18 protein-coding genes are annotated in these 16314 nt (G+C 58.9%); 10 read left to right on the plus strand and 8 right to left on the minus strand.

What is annotated here, in order from left to right:
* Complete coding sequence (locus ACG9DO_RS00520) at positions 1-1191, minus strand: acyl-CoA dehydrogenase family protein (RefSeq protein WP_394729611.1); 1191 nt, start codon at positions 1189-1191, stop codon at positions 1-3.
* A 213-nt stretch (positions 1192-1404) separates the two neighbouring features.
* On the opposite strand from ACG9DO_RS00520, the gene ACG9DO_RS00525 reads away from it, so the two are divergent.
* The 6 genes from ACG9DO_RS00525 (at position 1405) to ACG9DO_RS00550 (ending at position 7623) form a co-directional block, all read left to right on the plus strand.
* The gene (locus ACG9DO_RS00525; RefSeq protein ID WP_394729613.1) at positions 1405-2847 is read left to right on the plus strand and encodes an MFS transporter; all 1443 of its coding nucleotides are present in this window, start codon (positions 1405-1407) and stop codon (positions 2845-2847) included.
* Positions 2848-2940: 93 nt separating this feature from the next.
* The gene (locus ACG9DO_RS00530; protein ID WP_394729615.1) at positions 2941-4275 is read left to right on the plus strand and encodes an acyl-CoA dehydrogenase family protein; all 1335 of its coding nucleotides are present in this window, start codon (positions 2941-2943) and stop codon (positions 4273-4275) included.
* Complete coding sequence (locus ACG9DO_RS00535) at positions 4275-5363, plus strand: Zn-dependent alcohol dehydrogenase (protein WP_394729617.1); 1089 nt, start codon at positions 4275-4277, stop codon at positions 5361-5363. The genes ACG9DO_RS00530 and ACG9DO_RS00535 overlap by 1 nt, the downstream gene beginning before the upstream one ends.
* Complete coding sequence (locus tag ACG9DO_RS00540; RefSeq protein ID WP_394729619.1) at positions 5363-6457, plus strand: phosphotransferase family protein; 1095 nt, start codon at positions 5363-5365, stop codon at positions 6455-6457. The genes ACG9DO_RS00535 and ACG9DO_RS00540 overlap by 1 nt, the downstream gene beginning before the upstream one ends.
* Positions 6458-6544: 87 nt before the next feature.
* Positions 6545-7384, plus strand: a complete 840-nt coding sequence (dapD, locus tag ACG9DO_RS00545) for a 2,3,4,5-tetrahydropyridine-2,6-dicarboxylate N-succinyltransferase (protein ID WP_394729621.1) — start codon at positions 6545-6547, stop codon at positions 7382-7384.
* An 83-nt stretch (positions 7385-7467) separates the two neighbouring features.
* Entirely contained in the window at positions 7468-7623 is a 156-nt protein-coding gene (locus tag ACG9DO_RS00550; RefSeq protein ID WP_394729623.1) for a hypothetical protein, read from the plus strand.
* A gap of 27 nt (positions 7624-7650) precedes the next feature.
* Here ACG9DO_RS00550 and ACG9DO_RS00555 read toward each other — a convergent pair whose 3' ends face one another.
* On the minus strand, positions 7651-8958 hold the full coding sequence (locus ACG9DO_RS00555) for a dipeptidase (protein WP_394729625.1): 1308 nt from the start codon (positions 8956-8958) through the stop codon (positions 7651-7653).
* A 140-nt stretch (positions 8959-9098) separates the two neighbouring features.
* Between ACG9DO_RS00555 and ACG9DO_RS00560 the strand changes: the two genes are divergently transcribed.
* Positions 9099-9551: a cupin domain-containing protein gene (locus ACG9DO_RS00560; RefSeq protein WP_394729627.1), complete on the plus strand. Its 453-nt coding sequence runs from the start codon at positions 9099-9101 to the stop codon at positions 9549-9551.
* A 128-nt stretch (positions 9552-9679) separates the two neighbouring features.
* Here ACG9DO_RS00560 and ACG9DO_RS00565 read toward each other — a convergent pair whose 3' ends face one another.
* From ACG9DO_RS00565 to ACG9DO_RS00585, 5 genes are all read right to left on the minus strand, one after another.
* The gene (locus tag ACG9DO_RS00565; RefSeq protein WP_394729629.1) at positions 9680-9931 is read right to left on the minus strand and encodes an SWIB/MDM2 domain-containing protein; all 252 of its coding nucleotides are present in this window, start codon (positions 9929-9931) and stop codon (positions 9680-9682) included.
* A 75-nt stretch (positions 9932-10006) separates the two neighbouring features.
* Complete coding sequence (locus ACG9DO_RS00570; RefSeq protein ID WP_394729631.1) at positions 10007-10594, minus strand: YbhB/YbcL family Raf kinase inhibitor-like protein; 588 nt, start codon at positions 10592-10594, stop codon at positions 10007-10009.
* A gap of 270 nt (positions 10595-10864) precedes the next feature.
* Positions 10865-11245: a response regulator gene (locus tag ACG9DO_RS00575; RefSeq protein WP_394729633.1), complete on the minus strand. Its 381-nt coding sequence runs from the start codon at positions 11243-11245 to the stop codon at positions 10865-10867.
* A gap of 8 nt (positions 11246-11253) precedes the next feature.
* Positions 11254-12327 carry a PAS domain-containing protein gene (locus ACG9DO_RS00580; RefSeq protein WP_394729635.1) on the minus strand — a complete coding sequence of 358 codons (1074 nt, stop codon included), beginning with the start codon at positions 12325-12327 and terminating at the stop codon, positions 11254-11256.
* 95 nt (positions 12328-12422) lie between these two features.
* Positions 12423-12857: a COG3650 family protein gene (locus ACG9DO_RS00585; protein WP_394729637.1), complete on the minus strand. Its 435-nt coding sequence runs from the start codon at positions 12855-12857 to the stop codon at positions 12423-12425.
* 239 nt (positions 12858-13096) lie between these two features.
* Between ACG9DO_RS00585 and ACG9DO_RS00590 the strand changes: the two genes are divergently transcribed.
* Positions 13097-13543, plus strand: coding sequence for a GFA family protein (locus tag ACG9DO_RS00590; RefSeq protein WP_394729639.1), 447 nt, complete (start codon positions 13097-13099; stop codon positions 13541-13543).
* 69 nt (positions 13544-13612) lie between these two features.
* Here the strand turns inward: ACG9DO_RS00590 and ACG9DO_RS00595 are convergent, their stop codons facing one another.
* Complete coding sequence (locus tag ACG9DO_RS00595; RefSeq protein WP_394729641.1) at positions 13613-14188, minus strand: fasciclin domain-containing protein; 576 nt, start codon at positions 14186-14188, stop codon at positions 13613-13615.
* A gap of 281 nt (positions 14189-14469) precedes the next feature.
* Here ACG9DO_RS00595 and ACG9DO_RS00600 point away from each other — a divergent pair, with 281 nt between their 5' ends.
* Both ACG9DO_RS00600 and ACG9DO_RS00605 read left to right on the plus strand, forming a co-directional pair.
* Positions 14470-15450, plus strand: a complete 981-nt coding sequence (locus ACG9DO_RS00600; protein ID WP_394729643.1) for an aspartyl/asparaginyl beta-hydroxylase domain-containing protein — start codon at positions 14470-14472, stop codon at positions 15448-15450.
* Positions 15447-16313, plus strand: a complete 867-nt coding sequence (locus ACG9DO_RS00605; RefSeq protein WP_394729645.1) for a sulfotransferase family protein — start codon at positions 15447-15449, stop codon at positions 16311-16313. The genes ACG9DO_RS00600 and ACG9DO_RS00605 overlap by 4 nt, the downstream gene beginning before the upstream one ends.
* Position 16314 lies beyond the last annotated feature (1 nt).

Genomic DNA, 16314 nt, shown 5'->3' on the forward strand with positions numbered 1-16314 from the left:
TCAGGCTCCCGGAAGCTCAAGAATGCGTTTGGAAATGACGTTCAGCATGACTTCGCTGGTGCCACCTTCGATGGAGTTGGCTTTCGTGCGGAGCCAGCTGCGTGCGGTCTTTCCGCCACCGGTTTCCTCGCTCTCCCATTCAAGCGCGCGGCTACCGCCGGCTGACATCATCAGTTCATAGCGGCGCTTGTTGAGCTCAGTCCCGGCATATTTCATCATGTTGGGTTGCGCCGGATGCGCTTTGCCGACCTTGACTTCATCGAGGAACTTTTCGCCCATACAGGCATAAGCCAGCGCGTCGACATCGAACATCGCCAGCTCTGCGCGGAGCAGAGGATCCAGTTCTCCGCTCTGACGCTTCATCGAAGCACCGATCGCGGAGGTATATCCGCCGCCGCCAGCGCCTGAAATCATCTCGCGCTCATGGCCAAGCAGGTATTTCGCCACGTCCCAGCCGCGGTTGATCTCGCCGACATAGCCGGGAATGTCTTCGCCGTAGCTTTTAGGCACCTTCACATCGTCGAAGAAGGTCTCGCAGAAAGGCGAGTTGCCGCTGATCAGCAGAATCGGCTTGGTCGTCACACCCTTGCTTTCCATGTCGAACAGCATGAAGGTGATGCCCTGGTATTTGTTCTGCTTGTCGGTACGGACGAGGCAGAAAATCCAGTCGGCTTCATCGGCGTAGGACGTCCAGATCTTCTGGCCGTTGACGACCCAGTGATCGCTCTTGTCTTCGCCGAAGGTCTGCATGGAAACGAGGTCCGAACCGCTGCCCGGCTCTGAATAGCCTTGGCACCAGCGGATTTCGCCGCGGGCGATCTGATTGAGGAAATGTTTCTTCTGGCCTTCGGTGCCGAAGTGCAGCAGCGCCGGGCCGAGCATCCAGATGCCGAAGCTCGAAAGCGGAATACGCGCGCCCATTGCAGCCATTTCCTGCCGCAGTATCTTCGCTTCTGCCGGGCTGAGGCCCGCGCCGCCATATTCCTTGGGCCAGTCAGGCACGGTGTAGCCCTTGTCCCGGCACGCTTCGAACCATGCCTTCTGCGCATCGTTCTTGAAGGTTGCACGACGGCCGCCCCAGTAGACGTCATCTTCATCGCGCACCGGCTCGCGCATCTCAGGGGGGCAATTGGCTGCCAGCCAGGCACGGGTTTCCTCGCGAAATGCGGCCAGTTGTTGGGGTTCAGACATTGGGGACGACTCCTCTCTTCGTCATCAGACTTGACGTTTACGTTATCGTAATTTTGAGGGCAGCCGCAAGGGGCTCTTTCCGCACCCGCCATGCCGTAGCGTCAAGCGGTTTACGTTGACGTGAGGCGCACGGTGCCTAGGCTTGGAGGCAGTGTTTGGGAGAGCATGTGTGAGCGGATTCGCGGCCTTTTTGCCTGCAGGAAAGGTGCCTCTATGGGCCTGATCCAAGGCAAGCTACCGTTCCGTTTGAAGCTGATCCACGGCTTCGGCGCTGTCGCCTTCGGCGTCAAAGATGGCGGCTTCCTGTTCTTCCTTCTGTTCTATTACAGCCAGGTGCTGGGTATGGACGCAGGGCTCGTCGGCCTGATCCTGCTCGCCGCATTGCTGATCGATGCAGTGGTTGACCCGATCATTGGCTACATGTCTGACCGCACCTACACGCGTTGGGGGCGGCGATTGCCGTGGCTCTATGCTGCTCCGATCCCGCTGGGTTTTGCCTGGGTCCTGCTGTGGTCACCGGCTGGTGGTGAAGCGCCCAGCGCGCTTGGCCTGCTCGGGATCATGGTGGCGGTGCGACTGCTGCTGTCTGCCTGCGAGGTGCCATCAACCAGTCTCGTTCCGGAGCTGACGTCTGACTACACCGAGCGCTCGACCCTGTTCCGCTATCGCTACCTGTCCGGCTGGATGGGCGGCATCCTCATGATGTTGCTCGCTTACACGGTTTTCATGCCGGGCGAGAACGGGCTCTTGCAGCAAGAGGGCTATCCCGCATACGGCATGTTCGGTGCGGTTCTGATGGTGATCGCAGTCCTGGGGTCAGCCTACGGCCAGCACCACATCGTGGCACGCTTGCCGGAAAAGAAGCCGGCACCGTTCAATCTCAAAGCGGCGTTTGCAGAGATCTGCGAAGCGTTGAGCGAACGGGCTTTCCTGTTCTTCGCAGCAGGGGGCCTTGCGGCCTATGTCAGCCAGGGAATGACTTTTTCGATCTCGAATTATCTCAACGTCTATGTCTGGCAGTTGGACCGGGTGACGTTTGATGGCGCGCCGCAATGGCTCAACGGCTTGACCGCCTATCCCTTTGCGCTCGGCCTGTCCGTCCTCGGCATGTTCATGATTGTAGGCCCGATGCACCACCGATTGGGCAAGCCGAAAAGTGCAGCCGTTGCCGCTATCATCGCGCTCGTGGTTGGTCTCGCACCTTATGCGATGTTTCTCGCTGGGATGTGGCCACCGATTGCTTCGCTTGCTTCGACGTTTCTCTATTATGCCTTCACGGTCGTCGCCAACATGTTCGGCATCGTCATCATGATTTCCGCCACTTCCATGATCGCCGAGATCGTCGAGGCGTTCGAGGACCGCACAGGGCGCCGCGCTGAAGGTTCGTTCTTTTCGGGCAACTGGCTGGTGCAGAAATGTGCGACCGGATTGGGCGCGGCGCTGACCGGGCAAATCATCGCTTTGTCGCAGCTGGAGCAAGGCGCTGATCCCACGACAGTCTCATTCTCAGTGCTTAGTACCATGATCGCAGCGTTTGGGATTGCCACCGCCATCCTCGCTCTGCTTGCGGCGTTCTGGCTGGGAAGATTCCCGATCACGCGCGAAGACCATGAAGCGCGCATTGCGGCTCGGGCTCAAGCGAGTGGAGCCAGCTGACACGCAAAACAACACTTGGCGCAAGGCTGGCTAACTGCCACGGTCGCCATCAACAGATTCGATTGCATTTAAGGACTAGAGAGGAACAGTTCCATGGATTTCGAACCCACCGAGCGGCAGAGTTACTGGGCGGGCCGTGTACGCGACTTCATTGAAACCCATGTCCGTCCGAACATGGACACCTACAAGGCACAGGATGCCGAAGGCGACCGCTGGAAAGTGATCCAGATCATCGAGGACAAGAAGAAGCTCGCCAAGGAAGCAGGCATCTGGAACCTGTTCATGCCACCGCGCAATGACAGCCATCACCATGTTGATGACACGTTTGAGTTCGAAGGTCAGGGCCTGACCAACTTGGAATACGCTCTCTGCGCAGAGGAGATGGGCCGCATCGGCTGGGCGAGCGAAGTGTTCAACTGCTCTGCGCCTGACACAGGTAATATGGAAGTGTTCCACCGCTACGGCACACGCGAGCAGAAGGACCAATGGCTGAAGCCACTGATGAACGGCGAGATCCGCTCCGCCTTCCTGATGACCGAACCCTTCACAGCTTCCTCGGATGCGACCAACATCGAAACCCGGATCGAGCGCGATGGCGACGAATACGTCATAAATGGTCGCAAGTGGTGGTCATCAGGCGCGGGCGATCCGCGCTGCAAAGTCGCGATCGTCATGGGCAAGACCGATTTCGAAGCCAAGCGCCATGCACAGCAATCGATGATCCTGATGCCGCTCGATGCGCCGGGCGTGAACATCCTGCGTCACCTTCCGGTGTTCGGATATGACGATGCGCCGCACGGCCACATGGAGATCGAGTTAAAGGACGTGCGCGTCCCGGTCTCCAACATGCTGCTCGGCGAAGGACGCGGGTTCGAGATCGCGCAAGGGCGCCTCGGGCCGGGCCGCATCCACCACTGCATGCGCACGATCGGCGTTGCGGAAGAAGCGCTCGCCAAGATGTGCCAGCGGCTGCAGGAGCGCGAGGCTTTCGGCAAGCCGATCTACAAGCATTCGGTGTGGGAAGAGCGCGTCGCTCGCGCCCGGATCGATATCGATATGACTCGCCTGCTCTGCCTCAAGGCGGCAGACATGATGGACAAGGTCGGCAACAAGTCGGCCAAGCAGGAAATCGCCATGATCAAGGTACAGGCCCCCAACATGGCGCTGCGGATCATCGACGATGCAATCCAGGCGCATGGCGGCGGCGGCGTGTCAGAGGATTATGGCTTGGCGCAGGCCTATGCCCATCAGCGCACGCTGCGTCTGGCTGACGGTCCTGACGAAGTCCACGCCCGCTCAATCGCGCGCATGGAAATCGCCAAGCATGCACCCAAGCCGGGCCCCAGCGCCAACGCTTTGCGCGATGGGAAAGGCCCGATGGCAAGCAATGACAGCTTCAGCTCAGGCGATATGGGAGTTGCTCGCTGATGGCCAAGGCAGCGATCCTCGAAGAAGCCGGCAAAGGCCTCGTCATTGGCGAGGTCGAACTGGCTGAGCCTGCTGCACATGAAGTGTTGATCGACACCAAGGCCTGCGGGCTTTGCCATTCGGATCTGCACTTCATCGACGGGGCCTATCCGCACGCCATGCCTGCGATTCCAGGCCATGAAGCAGCAGGCGTGGTGCGCGCGGTCGGAAGCGAGGTTCGCACCGTCAAGCCAGGCGATCACGTGGTGAGCTGCCTGTCTGCATTCTGCGGAACCTGCGAATTCTGCGTCACGGGCCGGATGGCGCTGTGCCTTGGGGCTGCAACGAGGCGCGGCAAGACCGACGCGCCGCGCATTACCCGGAGCGGCGGCGAAACCGTGAACCAGATGCTCAACCTGTCCGCATTCAGCGAGCAGATGCTGATCCATGAGAATGCCTGCGTCGCCATCGACAAGGACATGCCCTTGGACCGTGCTGCCGTCATCGGTTGCGCTGTGACAACAGGCGCGGGCACAATATTCAACGCTGCCAATGTAACGCCGGGCGAAAGTGTCGCGGTAATCGGGTGCGGCGGGGTTGGCCTTGCAGCCATCAATGCGGCGAAGATCGCAGGTGCTGGCAAAGTCATTGCCGCTGATCCTCTGCCTGAAAAGCGCGAACTGGCCAAGGTGCTCGGCGCCACACACACGGTTGATGCGATGGCGCAAGACGCAGCGCAGCAGATCATCGATATCTCTGGCGGCGGCGTCCATTACGGTATCGAAGCGGTCGGACGGCAAGCGAGCGCAGACTTGGCCGTCGCCTCGCTAAGGCGCGGCGGCACGGCGATCATCCTCGGAATGATGCCGCTAGACTGCAAGGTCGGCCTCGGCGCGATGGATCTGCTCGGCGGCAAGAAGCTTATGGGCGCGATCATGGGGATGAACCACTTCCCGGTGGACTTGCCGCGCCTGGTTGATTTCTACATGCGCGGCCTGCTCGATCTCGACACGATCATCGCTGAGCGCATTTCGCTTGAGCAAATCAATGAAGGCTTCGACAAGATGCGCGCAGGGCACTCAGCGCGCAGTGTGGTGGTGTTTGACTGATGACGACAAGTGATACGGGAATGCCAGAGATCGATTTCGACAAGGAGATGGTCGGCACGGTCGAGGTCGAGGAACGCGACAAGCTAGACCTTGATGCACTCACCGCATGGTTTGACGCCAATGTCGAAGGCTTTTCGGGACCGATCAGCTATTCCAAGTTCAAGGGCGGGCAATCGAACCCGACCTACAAGATCGAAACGCCGGGCGCGAATTACGTGCTGCGCCGCCAGCCCTTCGGCAAGCTGCTGCCATCCGCCCACGCGGTCGACCGCGAATACAAGGCCATGACCGGTCTCTACCCGACCGGCTTTCCCGTTCCGCGTACCTATGGGCTGTGCGAAGATCCGGACGTCATCGGTTCTAAATTCTTCGTGATGAGCATGGCTGATGGCCGGAGCTTGTGGAACGGCGCATTGCCGGACAGCACGCCTGGGGAACGCCGCGAAATCTATCACGCTTTGATCGATACCATGGCCGATCTGCATCTCAACGACCCGCAGAAGATCGGCCTTGGCGATTACGGCAAGCCGACTGACTATTGTGCTCGCCAGATCGCGCGCTGGTCGAAGCAATACAAGCTGTCTGAAACCGAGCACATGCCGGAAATGGAGCGCCTGATCGAATGGCTGCCTGAAACCATCCCGCCGCAGCATGAAAGCTCCGTCGTCCACGGTGATTACCGGCTCGACAATGTGATCTTCCACAAGACCGAGAACCGCGTGATCGCGGTGCTCGACTGGGAGCTTTCAACACTGGGAGACCCGATCGCCGATTTCAGCTATCTGATGCTGAACTGGTTCCAGCCTGCGGATGGCCGTGCAGGTCTGCTTGGACTTGATCTGGAAGCTCTCGGCATCCCCTCGGTTGAGCAAGCTGTCGAACGCTATGTCGCGCGCACCGGCTATCCGGTCCCGCCGATGGATTGGTACTTCGCGTACAACCTCTTCCGGCTGGCAGGCATCATGCAGGGCATCAAGAAGCGCGTGATCGACGGTACCGCGTCCTCTACCCATGCCAAGGCGATGAGCGAGCGCGTGAAGCCTCTTGTCGACAGGGCGTACCAGTTTGCGCTCGATGCCGGGATGCCCGCTTGAGGAACGACCATCAATCAAACTTGCCGCAATGCCTTGCGCCCGCTAGCAGCGCCGCGAAGCATTGTCATTCTTGCAAGGAATAGCCGCATGTCGAGCGAACTCGCCGCACAAATCGAACAAGCCTGGGAAAATCGCAGCGAAGTCACGCCTGCCAGCAGCGAGGTAAAAGACGTGGTCGACACGGCTCTGGCACTGCTCGACAGCGGTGAAGCGCGCGTCGCTGAACCGCTTGGCGATGGCAGCTGGCAAGTCAATCAATGGCTCAAGAAGGCTGTCCTCCTCTCGTTTCGCCTACGCGACAACCGGATCATGGAGCATGCTTCAGGGGGCGCTCCCGCTTATGACAAGGTTCCGAACAAGTTCGCTGGCTGGGGCGACAATCGCTTTTCCGAAGCCGGATTTCGCGTGGTTCCGGGGGCTGTCGCACGTCGAGGAAGCTTCATTGGCAAGGGCGTGGTGCTGATGCCGAGCTTCGTCAACATCGGCGCCTATGTCGATGAAGGTACGATGGTCGACACCTGGGCCACCGTCGGCTCATGCGCCCAGATCGGCAAGAACGTGCATATCTCTGGCGGCGCAGGCATTGGCGGCGTTTTGGAGCCATTGCAGGCCGGGCCGGTCATCATCGGCGATGGCGCGTTCATCGGCGCACGCAGCGAAGTGGCTGAGGGCGTACGCGTCGGTGAAGGCGCAGTGCTTTCGATGGGTGTCTATCTCGGTGCCTCGACCAAGATCATCGACCGCGCAACGGGCGAAATTCACATGGGCGAAGTGCCACCCTATGCCGTCGTTGTCCCCGGCAGTCTCCCAGGCAAGTCTCTGCCGGATGGCTCACCCGGCCCCAGCCTCTATTGCGCGGTGATCGTCAAGACCGTTGATGCGCAAACACGCTCCAAGACCGGCATCAACGAATTGCTGCGCGACTGATTTCTGGCCTGCCCACTGGAACATTGCCCGCGTTGCGACGTAATTGCAGTATAAAGGGGCATATTCAGGCCCCAAGGGAGTTCATGATGGAAGACAAAGACGACGCGATCCACATCGAAGATGACGACGCGCGTGCCGCAGTAACCAACACGAATTTGCGCTGGGTCCTTGCGATCGGGCTGTTGCTGGCGATCATCGCCATGTCACTGGTCTGGATTATTCCCGCGCTATCAAACTAAGGTTCCGCTGCTGCCCCTTTAACCCGCTCAATCCTGCTCCATGAGCGTTTCGATCGCAGTCGGCCCTTCAATTGCCTGGATGGCCGCAGCAACGCTCTCGGCCTCGCGCAGCGCTCGCATTATATTACGTGATGCAATCTTCTCGAGTTCTGCCTGTGTGTAGCCGCGCCGCGCGAGCTCGATAAAAAGCGCGGGATAGCCACTCACATCCTCCATGCCTGTCGGTCCAGACGCCATCCCATCATAGTCCCCTCCGATTCCAATCACATCAATACCGGCAACAGCGCGTACATGGTCGATATGATCAGCCATGTCCGAGACGGTCGCCGTAGGGCTGTCATTGGCATCATCCCACGCGGCCAGGGCTTCGGCGACCTTGTCCGGTTGACCTTGCCAAAGCGCTTCGAGCCGCGCCTTTTCCGCCTGGCGATTGGCGTACCACTGACGCTGCTCCTCGCTCAGATAACCCGGCAAGCCAACCACCATGATGACACCGCGATTGGCGGCCAGCCGCTCCAGCACGCTGTCCGGCACATTGCGCGCATGACCATTGACCGCCCGCGCACCGGAATGGCTGAAGATCACCGGTGCCTGAGCGATGTCGAGCACATCGTGCATCGTCGCTTCGCTGACATGGCTGATATCGACCAGCATGCCGATACGGTTCATCTCATGTACCACATCCTTGCCAAAGCTGGTCAGCCCGTCATGCTTCGGCGTATCGGTCGCGCTGTCCGCCCAAGGAGTGTTTTTTGAGTGTGTGAGCGTCATGTAACGCGCGCCGAGCTCGTACATCTGGCGCAGTACGGCGAGGCTCGAGCCAATCGAGTGGCCGCCTTCGATCCCAATAAGTGAGGCGATCTTGCCGTCAGCCATGGCTGCTGCAGTTTCGTCAGCGGTGAGCGCGAGCACGAGATCGTTAGGATTGCGGTCAATCAACCGGCGCGTCACATCGATCTGTTCCAAAGTCATGACAACCGCTTCGGGCTCGTCGAGCGACGTCGGCACATAGACTGACCAGAATTGCGCGCCCACCTTGCCTGCGCGAAGCCGCGTCAGATCGGTATGCATCGCTCTGGCCTGCGGATGCGTCTCTGCAGTACTCAAGGTGTTCGTGAAGTCGAAATCATTGATCTGGTTCTGAAACCGCGCGCGCAGCTGGATCGGCGCGTCGTTATGACCGTCGAACACCGGTGCTGCCTCAAGCGCGGCCATAGCTTTCGCAACCGCCTGATCGTCGGGGACGGCCGGTCCAGTCTGCTGCGCTGCAAGCGGTCCGCAAGCCACCGTCAGTACTGCAAGCATTGGGACAAACCGAAAGCTGAGGCATTTCATGAAAGCGCTCCCTGTATCAAGCCGCTAGCGGTACTAGGAATTCCTTGTACAAGGTCTTACCGAGATTCTGCTCGAATTGAACCCGGCATCCGTACCGGGTGATTTCGCAGAATCTTGCATCGCCTTGAAGGGTTTCCGCTATGAGCGTCGCGCAGACACTGATTGATAATTTGGGGTTGGAGCCGCATCCGGAAGGCGGCTGGTACCGGGAAACCTGGCGCGGCTCGGACGGTCCCGATGGACGCGCAATCGGAACCGCGATTCATTTCCTGCTGACCAACCAGCAGCGATCGCACTGGCACCGGATCGATGCGCATGAGTTATGGATCTGGCAAGCGGGCGACCCGCTGATGCTGCTCACCGCAGCCGATGAAGCCACGAGTGCTACAAAGCGCACGCTAGGACGCAGCGTTTCACAAGGCCAGCTGATGCAGGCGGTGGTCGAACCAGGTGAATGGCAGGCGGCACAGCCGGTGGCATCGAGCGCGGGCTACACCCTCGTTTCTTGTGTTGTCACCCCGGGCTTTGAATTCGACAAGTTCGAGCTCGCCCCGGAAGGCTGGCATCCTGGCCGGAACCCGTCAGCCTGGTAGACAAGAAATCAATGAGCGCCGGCGGGGCGGGATAAGCCCTGGTCTTGCGCCAACAGTTCCAGGCGCAAAACGAAAGGGCAGTCCGAGGGCTCGCACCCCCGCACTGCCCCTTCAAGTGTCTCAATGACTTAGCTGAGGTGCTTTGAAACCGCAGCCGTCATCTTGAACATGGAAATCTCGTCATTGCCAATGACACCGCCAAGCTTCGCATCAGGGACGATGGTGCGCTTGTCAGTCGGCTTCTGCAGGTTGTTCGCCTTGATGTATTCCCACACCTTGGAGGTTACCTGAGCGCGGGTCATAGGACCCTTACCGATTACGTTTTCCAATGCAGCAGAAAGCGTTACCGGCTTCTGCAGTGCGTTGTTCTTGCCAGCCATGACATGTTCCTTTCCTAGTTCAGGCCAGTAATACAAAGAAGGCTTGAAAGGCCAATCTGCTCGCAATTGAGCCGATCAGTCCCAATCCTCCTCATCCCAGTTTTCTTCCTCATCGCTGCTGGTGTATGTCGCAGTCAGCACAGCGCTGGCGGCAACATGCCCATCCATCTCAGCGAAAAGCTCTTCTCGTGTCGCGCCGGGCATTAGTGTCAGCGGAAGATCCAGCGCGAACATCTGAAACACGAAAGTGTGCGGCTGACCCTCAGGCAGGTCTGGCAAGAGCCATTCGGAGTTGCCGCGCCCATTCTTGCCCGCACGCGGTGGGACTTCGCCTTCCAGCAGCTTGCCCTTTTGCCCAGGCAGGCCCCAGACCAGCCAATGACACAAGGGAACAGAGCCATCCGAAGTCGCATCCTCGACAACGATAACCAGTTCCTGCATGCCCGGCGGCGGCGCAGTCCACTCTAGCGGAGGGGCGACTGCGTCTTCCTCATCCGCGGTAAAGCAAGGATCGAGTTTTTCACCCGCTCTGAAAGCCGGACTTGACAGGGCAAAGCCTCCGCGCCCCAGCGCGCGCGCATCGCTCAACCTGGCAATCGCCAGGCCAGGATGGCGGGCAGCAGGCGGCAGCGCTGATGCAAGCCAGTCAGGAATACTCGACAAAATTCATCTCCTCCTGCAATTTTGGCTACGCTTTTTACCGGGCGAAGGCGAGCAAACCGAAGGGTGCAAGCACTACTTTTCCCCGCCTAGGGCCAGTTTTTCCCTGTGAGGAGCGGTTTTGCCACGAGAATTGCGACCAATCGGGGGGATTTTGCTCTGAATCCGACGTGAAACGGAAATTCTGTCCGAGAATCAGCGGTGAATGCAGCCAAGCGGGCGATTCACACCGGAGATGGCCTTGCTTGCAACAGCGCGCATCGAAGGTAGGCGTCATCCAGGTCCTTGGGCGGAACGGATTTGTTCAAGCGCGGTCGCGATTACCATCTCGACCGGTGCGGGCTTGGCAATGCGTTCGGCCTGGAGCGACCGGATGCGCTCGTTATGACGATCGAGGTCGCCCGAATGGAGGATATAGGGAATGCCCAGACGTTGCAGTTGGTGTGCGACCGGAAAACAGGTCTGACCGCGACCCAGCGACACATCAAGGATCGCCGCATCAATCGCATTGCCATACTGTTCAAGCAGCTCCAGTGCCACCTTGGGGCTTGAGGCACACAGAGGCGTGCAGCCGCATTCTTCCGCCGCAAACTCAAGATCCATCAGGATCAGGGGTTCATCTTCCAGCAGGAGAAGTGTCAGTGTTGCGGCCATGAGTTGTCCTAGAGAGGTATCGTAACAACGGCCTCGAAGCTGCTTTCGTTCCACGAGCGCTCGATCGAACCACCCACGCTGCGAAGAAGCCGGTCGACAATTTCTGATCCGGTTCCGGGCCGAATTTCGTCGCGATTGATCTGAGGCCCACCACGCTCCTGCCAGCTAACGCGAAGTTCCTTCGCACTCGCGGTGGTTTCCCATTCCACCGTGACGACACCTCCTTCACGCGACCAGGCTCCATATTTGGTGGCATTGGCAGACAGTTCGTGCAGCGTCAGCCCCACGACCGAGACAAGTCCGAACTGTATGGGTGTACCATTTCCTTTAAGCTCCAGCCGATCATCGTCCTTGCTGTAAGGTGAAAGCACGCTGCGAATGGCAGGACCAATTTCGATGCTGCCGGATGAGGCATCATCAAGCGTTGTCTCATAGGCCCGGCCGAGCGCCTGGATCCGCGCGTTGATTTCGGCTGTCTCTGCCTGAATACCGCGCACTCGACCCGTCACATTCACAATTCCCGATATGACCGCGAACATGTTCTTCATGCGGTGCGAGAGCTCGCGCGCCATGGCTTTCGCATGACGCTCTTCCTCACGAGCTGCACGCACATCTGACACGTCCCACTGACTGCCGAAGAAGTAGATCAACTCGCCTTCATCATTATAGATCGGGCCGAGATGAAGCGCATTCCAGAAGGAAGAGCCATCCATGCGGTAATTGCGCAGCTCGACCACCACAACGTCCTCTTGAGCGATGGCTTCGCGAATACGAGCCACTGGCTCCGGATCGGTATCCGGACCTTGGAGAAATCGGCAATTTCGCCCTATGATTTCCTCTTCACCGTATCCTGTGAGCATACGGAAAGCACGGTTTGCAAAGACAATCGGCAAATCCTTCTGCTTGGGATCGACCAGGCAGATTGCCATGCGAGTTTGTGCCATGGCCTGCTCGAACAGCACGCCAGATGCGCCTGAAAAACGGTCAGACTTGTGGCCTTCGCGAAAGCGCTTTGGCGCATCGTCAAAACGCAGTGCTGATTGGCCCCCAGTGTGGGGACCAGTGGGGTCGTCGGTGCTCAATGGTGTTTCCTTGCAGGGACGTGTCCGACACGTCCGTCGCGATGTCCAACCACAATTCGCACACTAGGTTCCCTTGTCACCAACTGTCCAGACCGTCATGGCGCCGCAGCTCCTGCAAAAGGCTGCTGGTCAGTATAGCCGCACCCATTGAGCTGCTCGCTGCCTATGGTGACAGTTGCGTAATAGGGATAGGTCCGGTCGCTCATCGCATCCGAGCACTGGCCCGGCGTGATGGCGATCGCCAGCGCTTCCCCGCCAAGCTCACCGATCATGCCCAGACCGTTATTGCCGGCGAAACGCGATACGGTCGCCGCTTCCCCCTCAGGATTTTCAGGCGTCGTGTAGAGCATGACACCTTGCTTGATCTCCATGCTCCAGAACGGCTCCGTGCCAAGCAGAGTGATCACTTCATCATCGCTGATCGCGTCAAATGTCTCGACTTCTCCCGGCCGTTCTTCCTGATTGCAGGCAGCGAGCATCACGGTTGTCACACATAGCGTCATCAGAGCGAAAATCGTTCTATCAATCATGGTGTTTCAGCTCCAGTGCAGGACCGACCGACCGCCAAACCAGCGTGTCGGCACATCGTGTTGGATACACATGTTACACAGTCCTGAGCGCAAAAATGAAGTGCGCAAGCGCGCCTCTGTGGAAAGGGTATTTGAGCGGTTAGCAGTGAGAGGAAAAGGCAAAGGCATGCGAGCAAGGCTAAGCTCCCTTGCTAGCGGTAGGAAAGCCTGCGATCCAATCTGAAGAAGGAGATCTCGCCATGACCGACAATGCAACCGCTGAACCCTTCACCGGCCACTGCCTTTGCGGCGCGGTCACAATCACGATGACGCCAGCCAAGCCGCATCTTGAGGCATGCCATTGTGAAATGTGTCGCCGTTGGTGTGGGAGCGCCTATCTGGCGGTTCAAGGCGATGCTCAACCCGTCTTCACCGGCGAGGAGCACATCACCCGCTACGCCTCTTCAGGCTGGGCAGAGCGCGGCTTCTGTTCAAACTGCGGCAGCAACCTGTTCTACTGCTTCACTCCTACAGGCAGCTATTCCTTCCTTGCAGGCCTGTTCGATGATCTGGGCGACATGACCTTAGGCGAGGAAATCTTCGTTGATGAACAGCCGTCCTATTATACCTTCAAGCAAGAGACCGTGCGCAAAACCGGGCCGGAAATCATCGCAGAAGCCAAGGAAGCAGGTTTTACTTTCGAATAGCGATCGCACGTAAAAAGGGCGAGCCCGGTGTTCCGGTACTCGCCACTCTGTCAATTTGATGGGGTCTGATTATGCTGGCATCAATACCGTATCGATCACGTGGATCACACCGTTCGATGCTGCAACATCGGTCGCGGTTACCGTTGCAGTTCCGCCCGTTGCGTCGGTAAGTACCACTTTGCCGTCAACTACTGCTGCGGTCAGCGTACCGCCACCAACTGTCTCTACGGTGTAACCTTCATCGCCAGCATCGGTGATAGCCTGCGTCAGGGTCGCGGCGTCAACATTGCCAGCCACAACGTGATACTTCAGGATCGTACCAAGCGTTTCCGTATCTTCGGTCGTCAGCGTTTTCACGGTACCTTCCGGCAGCTTCTCAAACGCAGCATTTGAAGGGGCAAATACCGTGAACGGACCTTCGCCAGACAGCGTCTCACCCAGCTCAGCCGCGGTTACTGCCGCGACCAGCGTGCTGAAGTCGTCATTGCCTTGCGCCACTTCGACAATCGTCCCAGCGGCTGTGTCGGCATTGGTCGTCATGTCAGCAGACGCTTCGTCCGCCATCGTGTCCTGCGTCTCCGTTTCGGCACATGCGGCGACAGCGAGCGAGGCGGCTGATGCGAGTGCGAGTGTGAGCTTTTTCATGGAATAATTTCCTTTCGGTGCAGCCGCACCCTTTTACGAGAGACAGGCTGCGCAAATTTCTGGTGAATTCTAACGAACGGCAAAGCCTTGTGGGCGGCGCGTCCGTCCAGCGACCTCACGCCGCAGGGTATATTCAGACAATGCGCTGCACTGCACAATGTTCCAAGAAAGTTGAGAATTTCACACTTAAATACAGCTGATTAGGCACAGAGGGCATCAAGTGATTGGCAATCGCTTGCGTCGGGCAGGGAAGCCCGGCATCTTGGCGAAAGACATTTGTTATGCGCCTTACTCAACCCTTTGCCCGCTTGCCGATCCGATTCTGCGCTGAGACGCTGACTGAAGAAGTGCGCGCCCTGCCTGAAGAGGCGTGGGTACCGCATCCGACCGGGTACAAGGGCAATGACGCCGCTCTGCTGATCACTCCAGGCGGCGGCATCAATCAGGGCTTTATCGGAGAGATGAAGCCGACGCGCTATCTCGCCGCAGCGCCATATATCCAGCAGGTCATGGCTGAAATAGGGTGTGTTTGGGGTCGCAGCCGGTTGATGGGATTGGCACCGGGCGCACAGGTCGCACCGCATGTCGATACGCATTACCATTGGCGCACCCACTGGCGGCTCCACATTCCCATTCTGACAACCCCAGATGTCCGCTTCACTTGCGCGGGCGAGATTGTCCACATGGCGCCGGGCGAGTGCTGGACTTTCGACTCCTTCCAGCTCCATGAAGTTCATAATGACGGGCCCGAAAAGCGGATACATCTGGTGCTCGACACCGTCGGAGGTGGCAAGCTGTTCGACCTGCTCGCAGCTGCTCAATCCGGAAATAGAGCTTCACAGCCCAAATTCATCGCACCTGATGGCCAAAAAGATCACCCGCTCAAGATCGAGCGCCATAATGTGCGCCGCGTGATGTCGCCGTGGGAAATGCAAACACACATCGCCTACCTTCTCGATATGTGTCCGCCTTCGCCTTCACTCGATGCAATTACGCATGAACTTGATCGACTGGTCGACCGCTGGACTGCCGCATGGGCGCAGTGGGACGAGGACGAAGCCGGCTTCAAGCATTATCTCAAGCTCGTGATTGCAGCGCGTGACCGCGTGTTCGCGCTGGGTGCTGCCAAGGTTACGCTCAGCAACGGCCTGCCGCTGTTCCATTGCCTGCGTGAACTTGTCTTTCGCATGGCGGTCGAACGGCCTGAGCAGGCGACCTTTCCTGGCGCACCTCGCCAACCTGCACCCGCCATGCCCGGATGAGCAGCGCTCCAAGTAGCCGTTGCGGCGCGCTGACCCGTCCGACCTTCATCGTGAGCTCGCCAAGGTCGGGATCGACCTTACTGTTCCAGACCCTGGCGCAGGCGCCTGGGCTCGCAACGATCGGAAATGAAAGCCACGGCCTTATCGAAGGCATTCCTGCGTTTCACCCGGCCAGCCATGAATGGCACTCCAATCGCCTGACCGCAGACGATCTCGATCCGCGCGCGGTCGAGGAGATGTCGCGCCGCTTCCTCGCGATGATGCGCGGTCGCGATGGCCAGCCCGCCGCGCCGACGATGCACTTGCTGGAGAAGACCCCCAAGAACAGCCTGCGGGTCCCGCTGCTCGCAAGCGCCTATCCCGATGCGCGTTTCGTGTTTCTCTATCGCGAGGCCCGTCCGACGCTTGCGAGCATGATAGAGGCATGGCGCTCAGGTCGCTTCCGCACTTACCCACGACTGCCGGGCTGGCGCGGCCCTGATGGTTTGCCATGGTCGCTCCTGCTCGTCCCCGGCTGGCGCGAGCTCGTAGGTCAGCCGCTCGCAGAGATCGTCGCGCATCAATGGACCGCGACAATCGACATCCTGCTCGCTGATCTGGAAGCCCTGCCGCAAAGCCAGGTCCATGTCGTCAGCTATCAAAGGTTTCTTGCCGATCCACAGGCAAGCATGGAGGACATCTGTAGCTGGCTCGGTGAGGAATGGGACCGTCAACTTCCCGCCCCTCTGCCGCTTTCGCGCTTTACTGTTTCGCCACCTTCACCTGACAAATGGAAGCGCTACGAAGCGGAAATCGAAAGCGTATGGCCGCTCGTCCAAAGGGCAGAGTGTCGCTCTAGAGAATTCATAGAGAAACGAGAATAGG

The organism is Altererythrobacter sp. GH1-8 (assembly GCF_043702085.1).
Lineage (GTDB): Bacteria > Pseudomonadota > Alphaproteobacteria > Sphingomonadales > Sphingomonadaceae > Erythrobacter.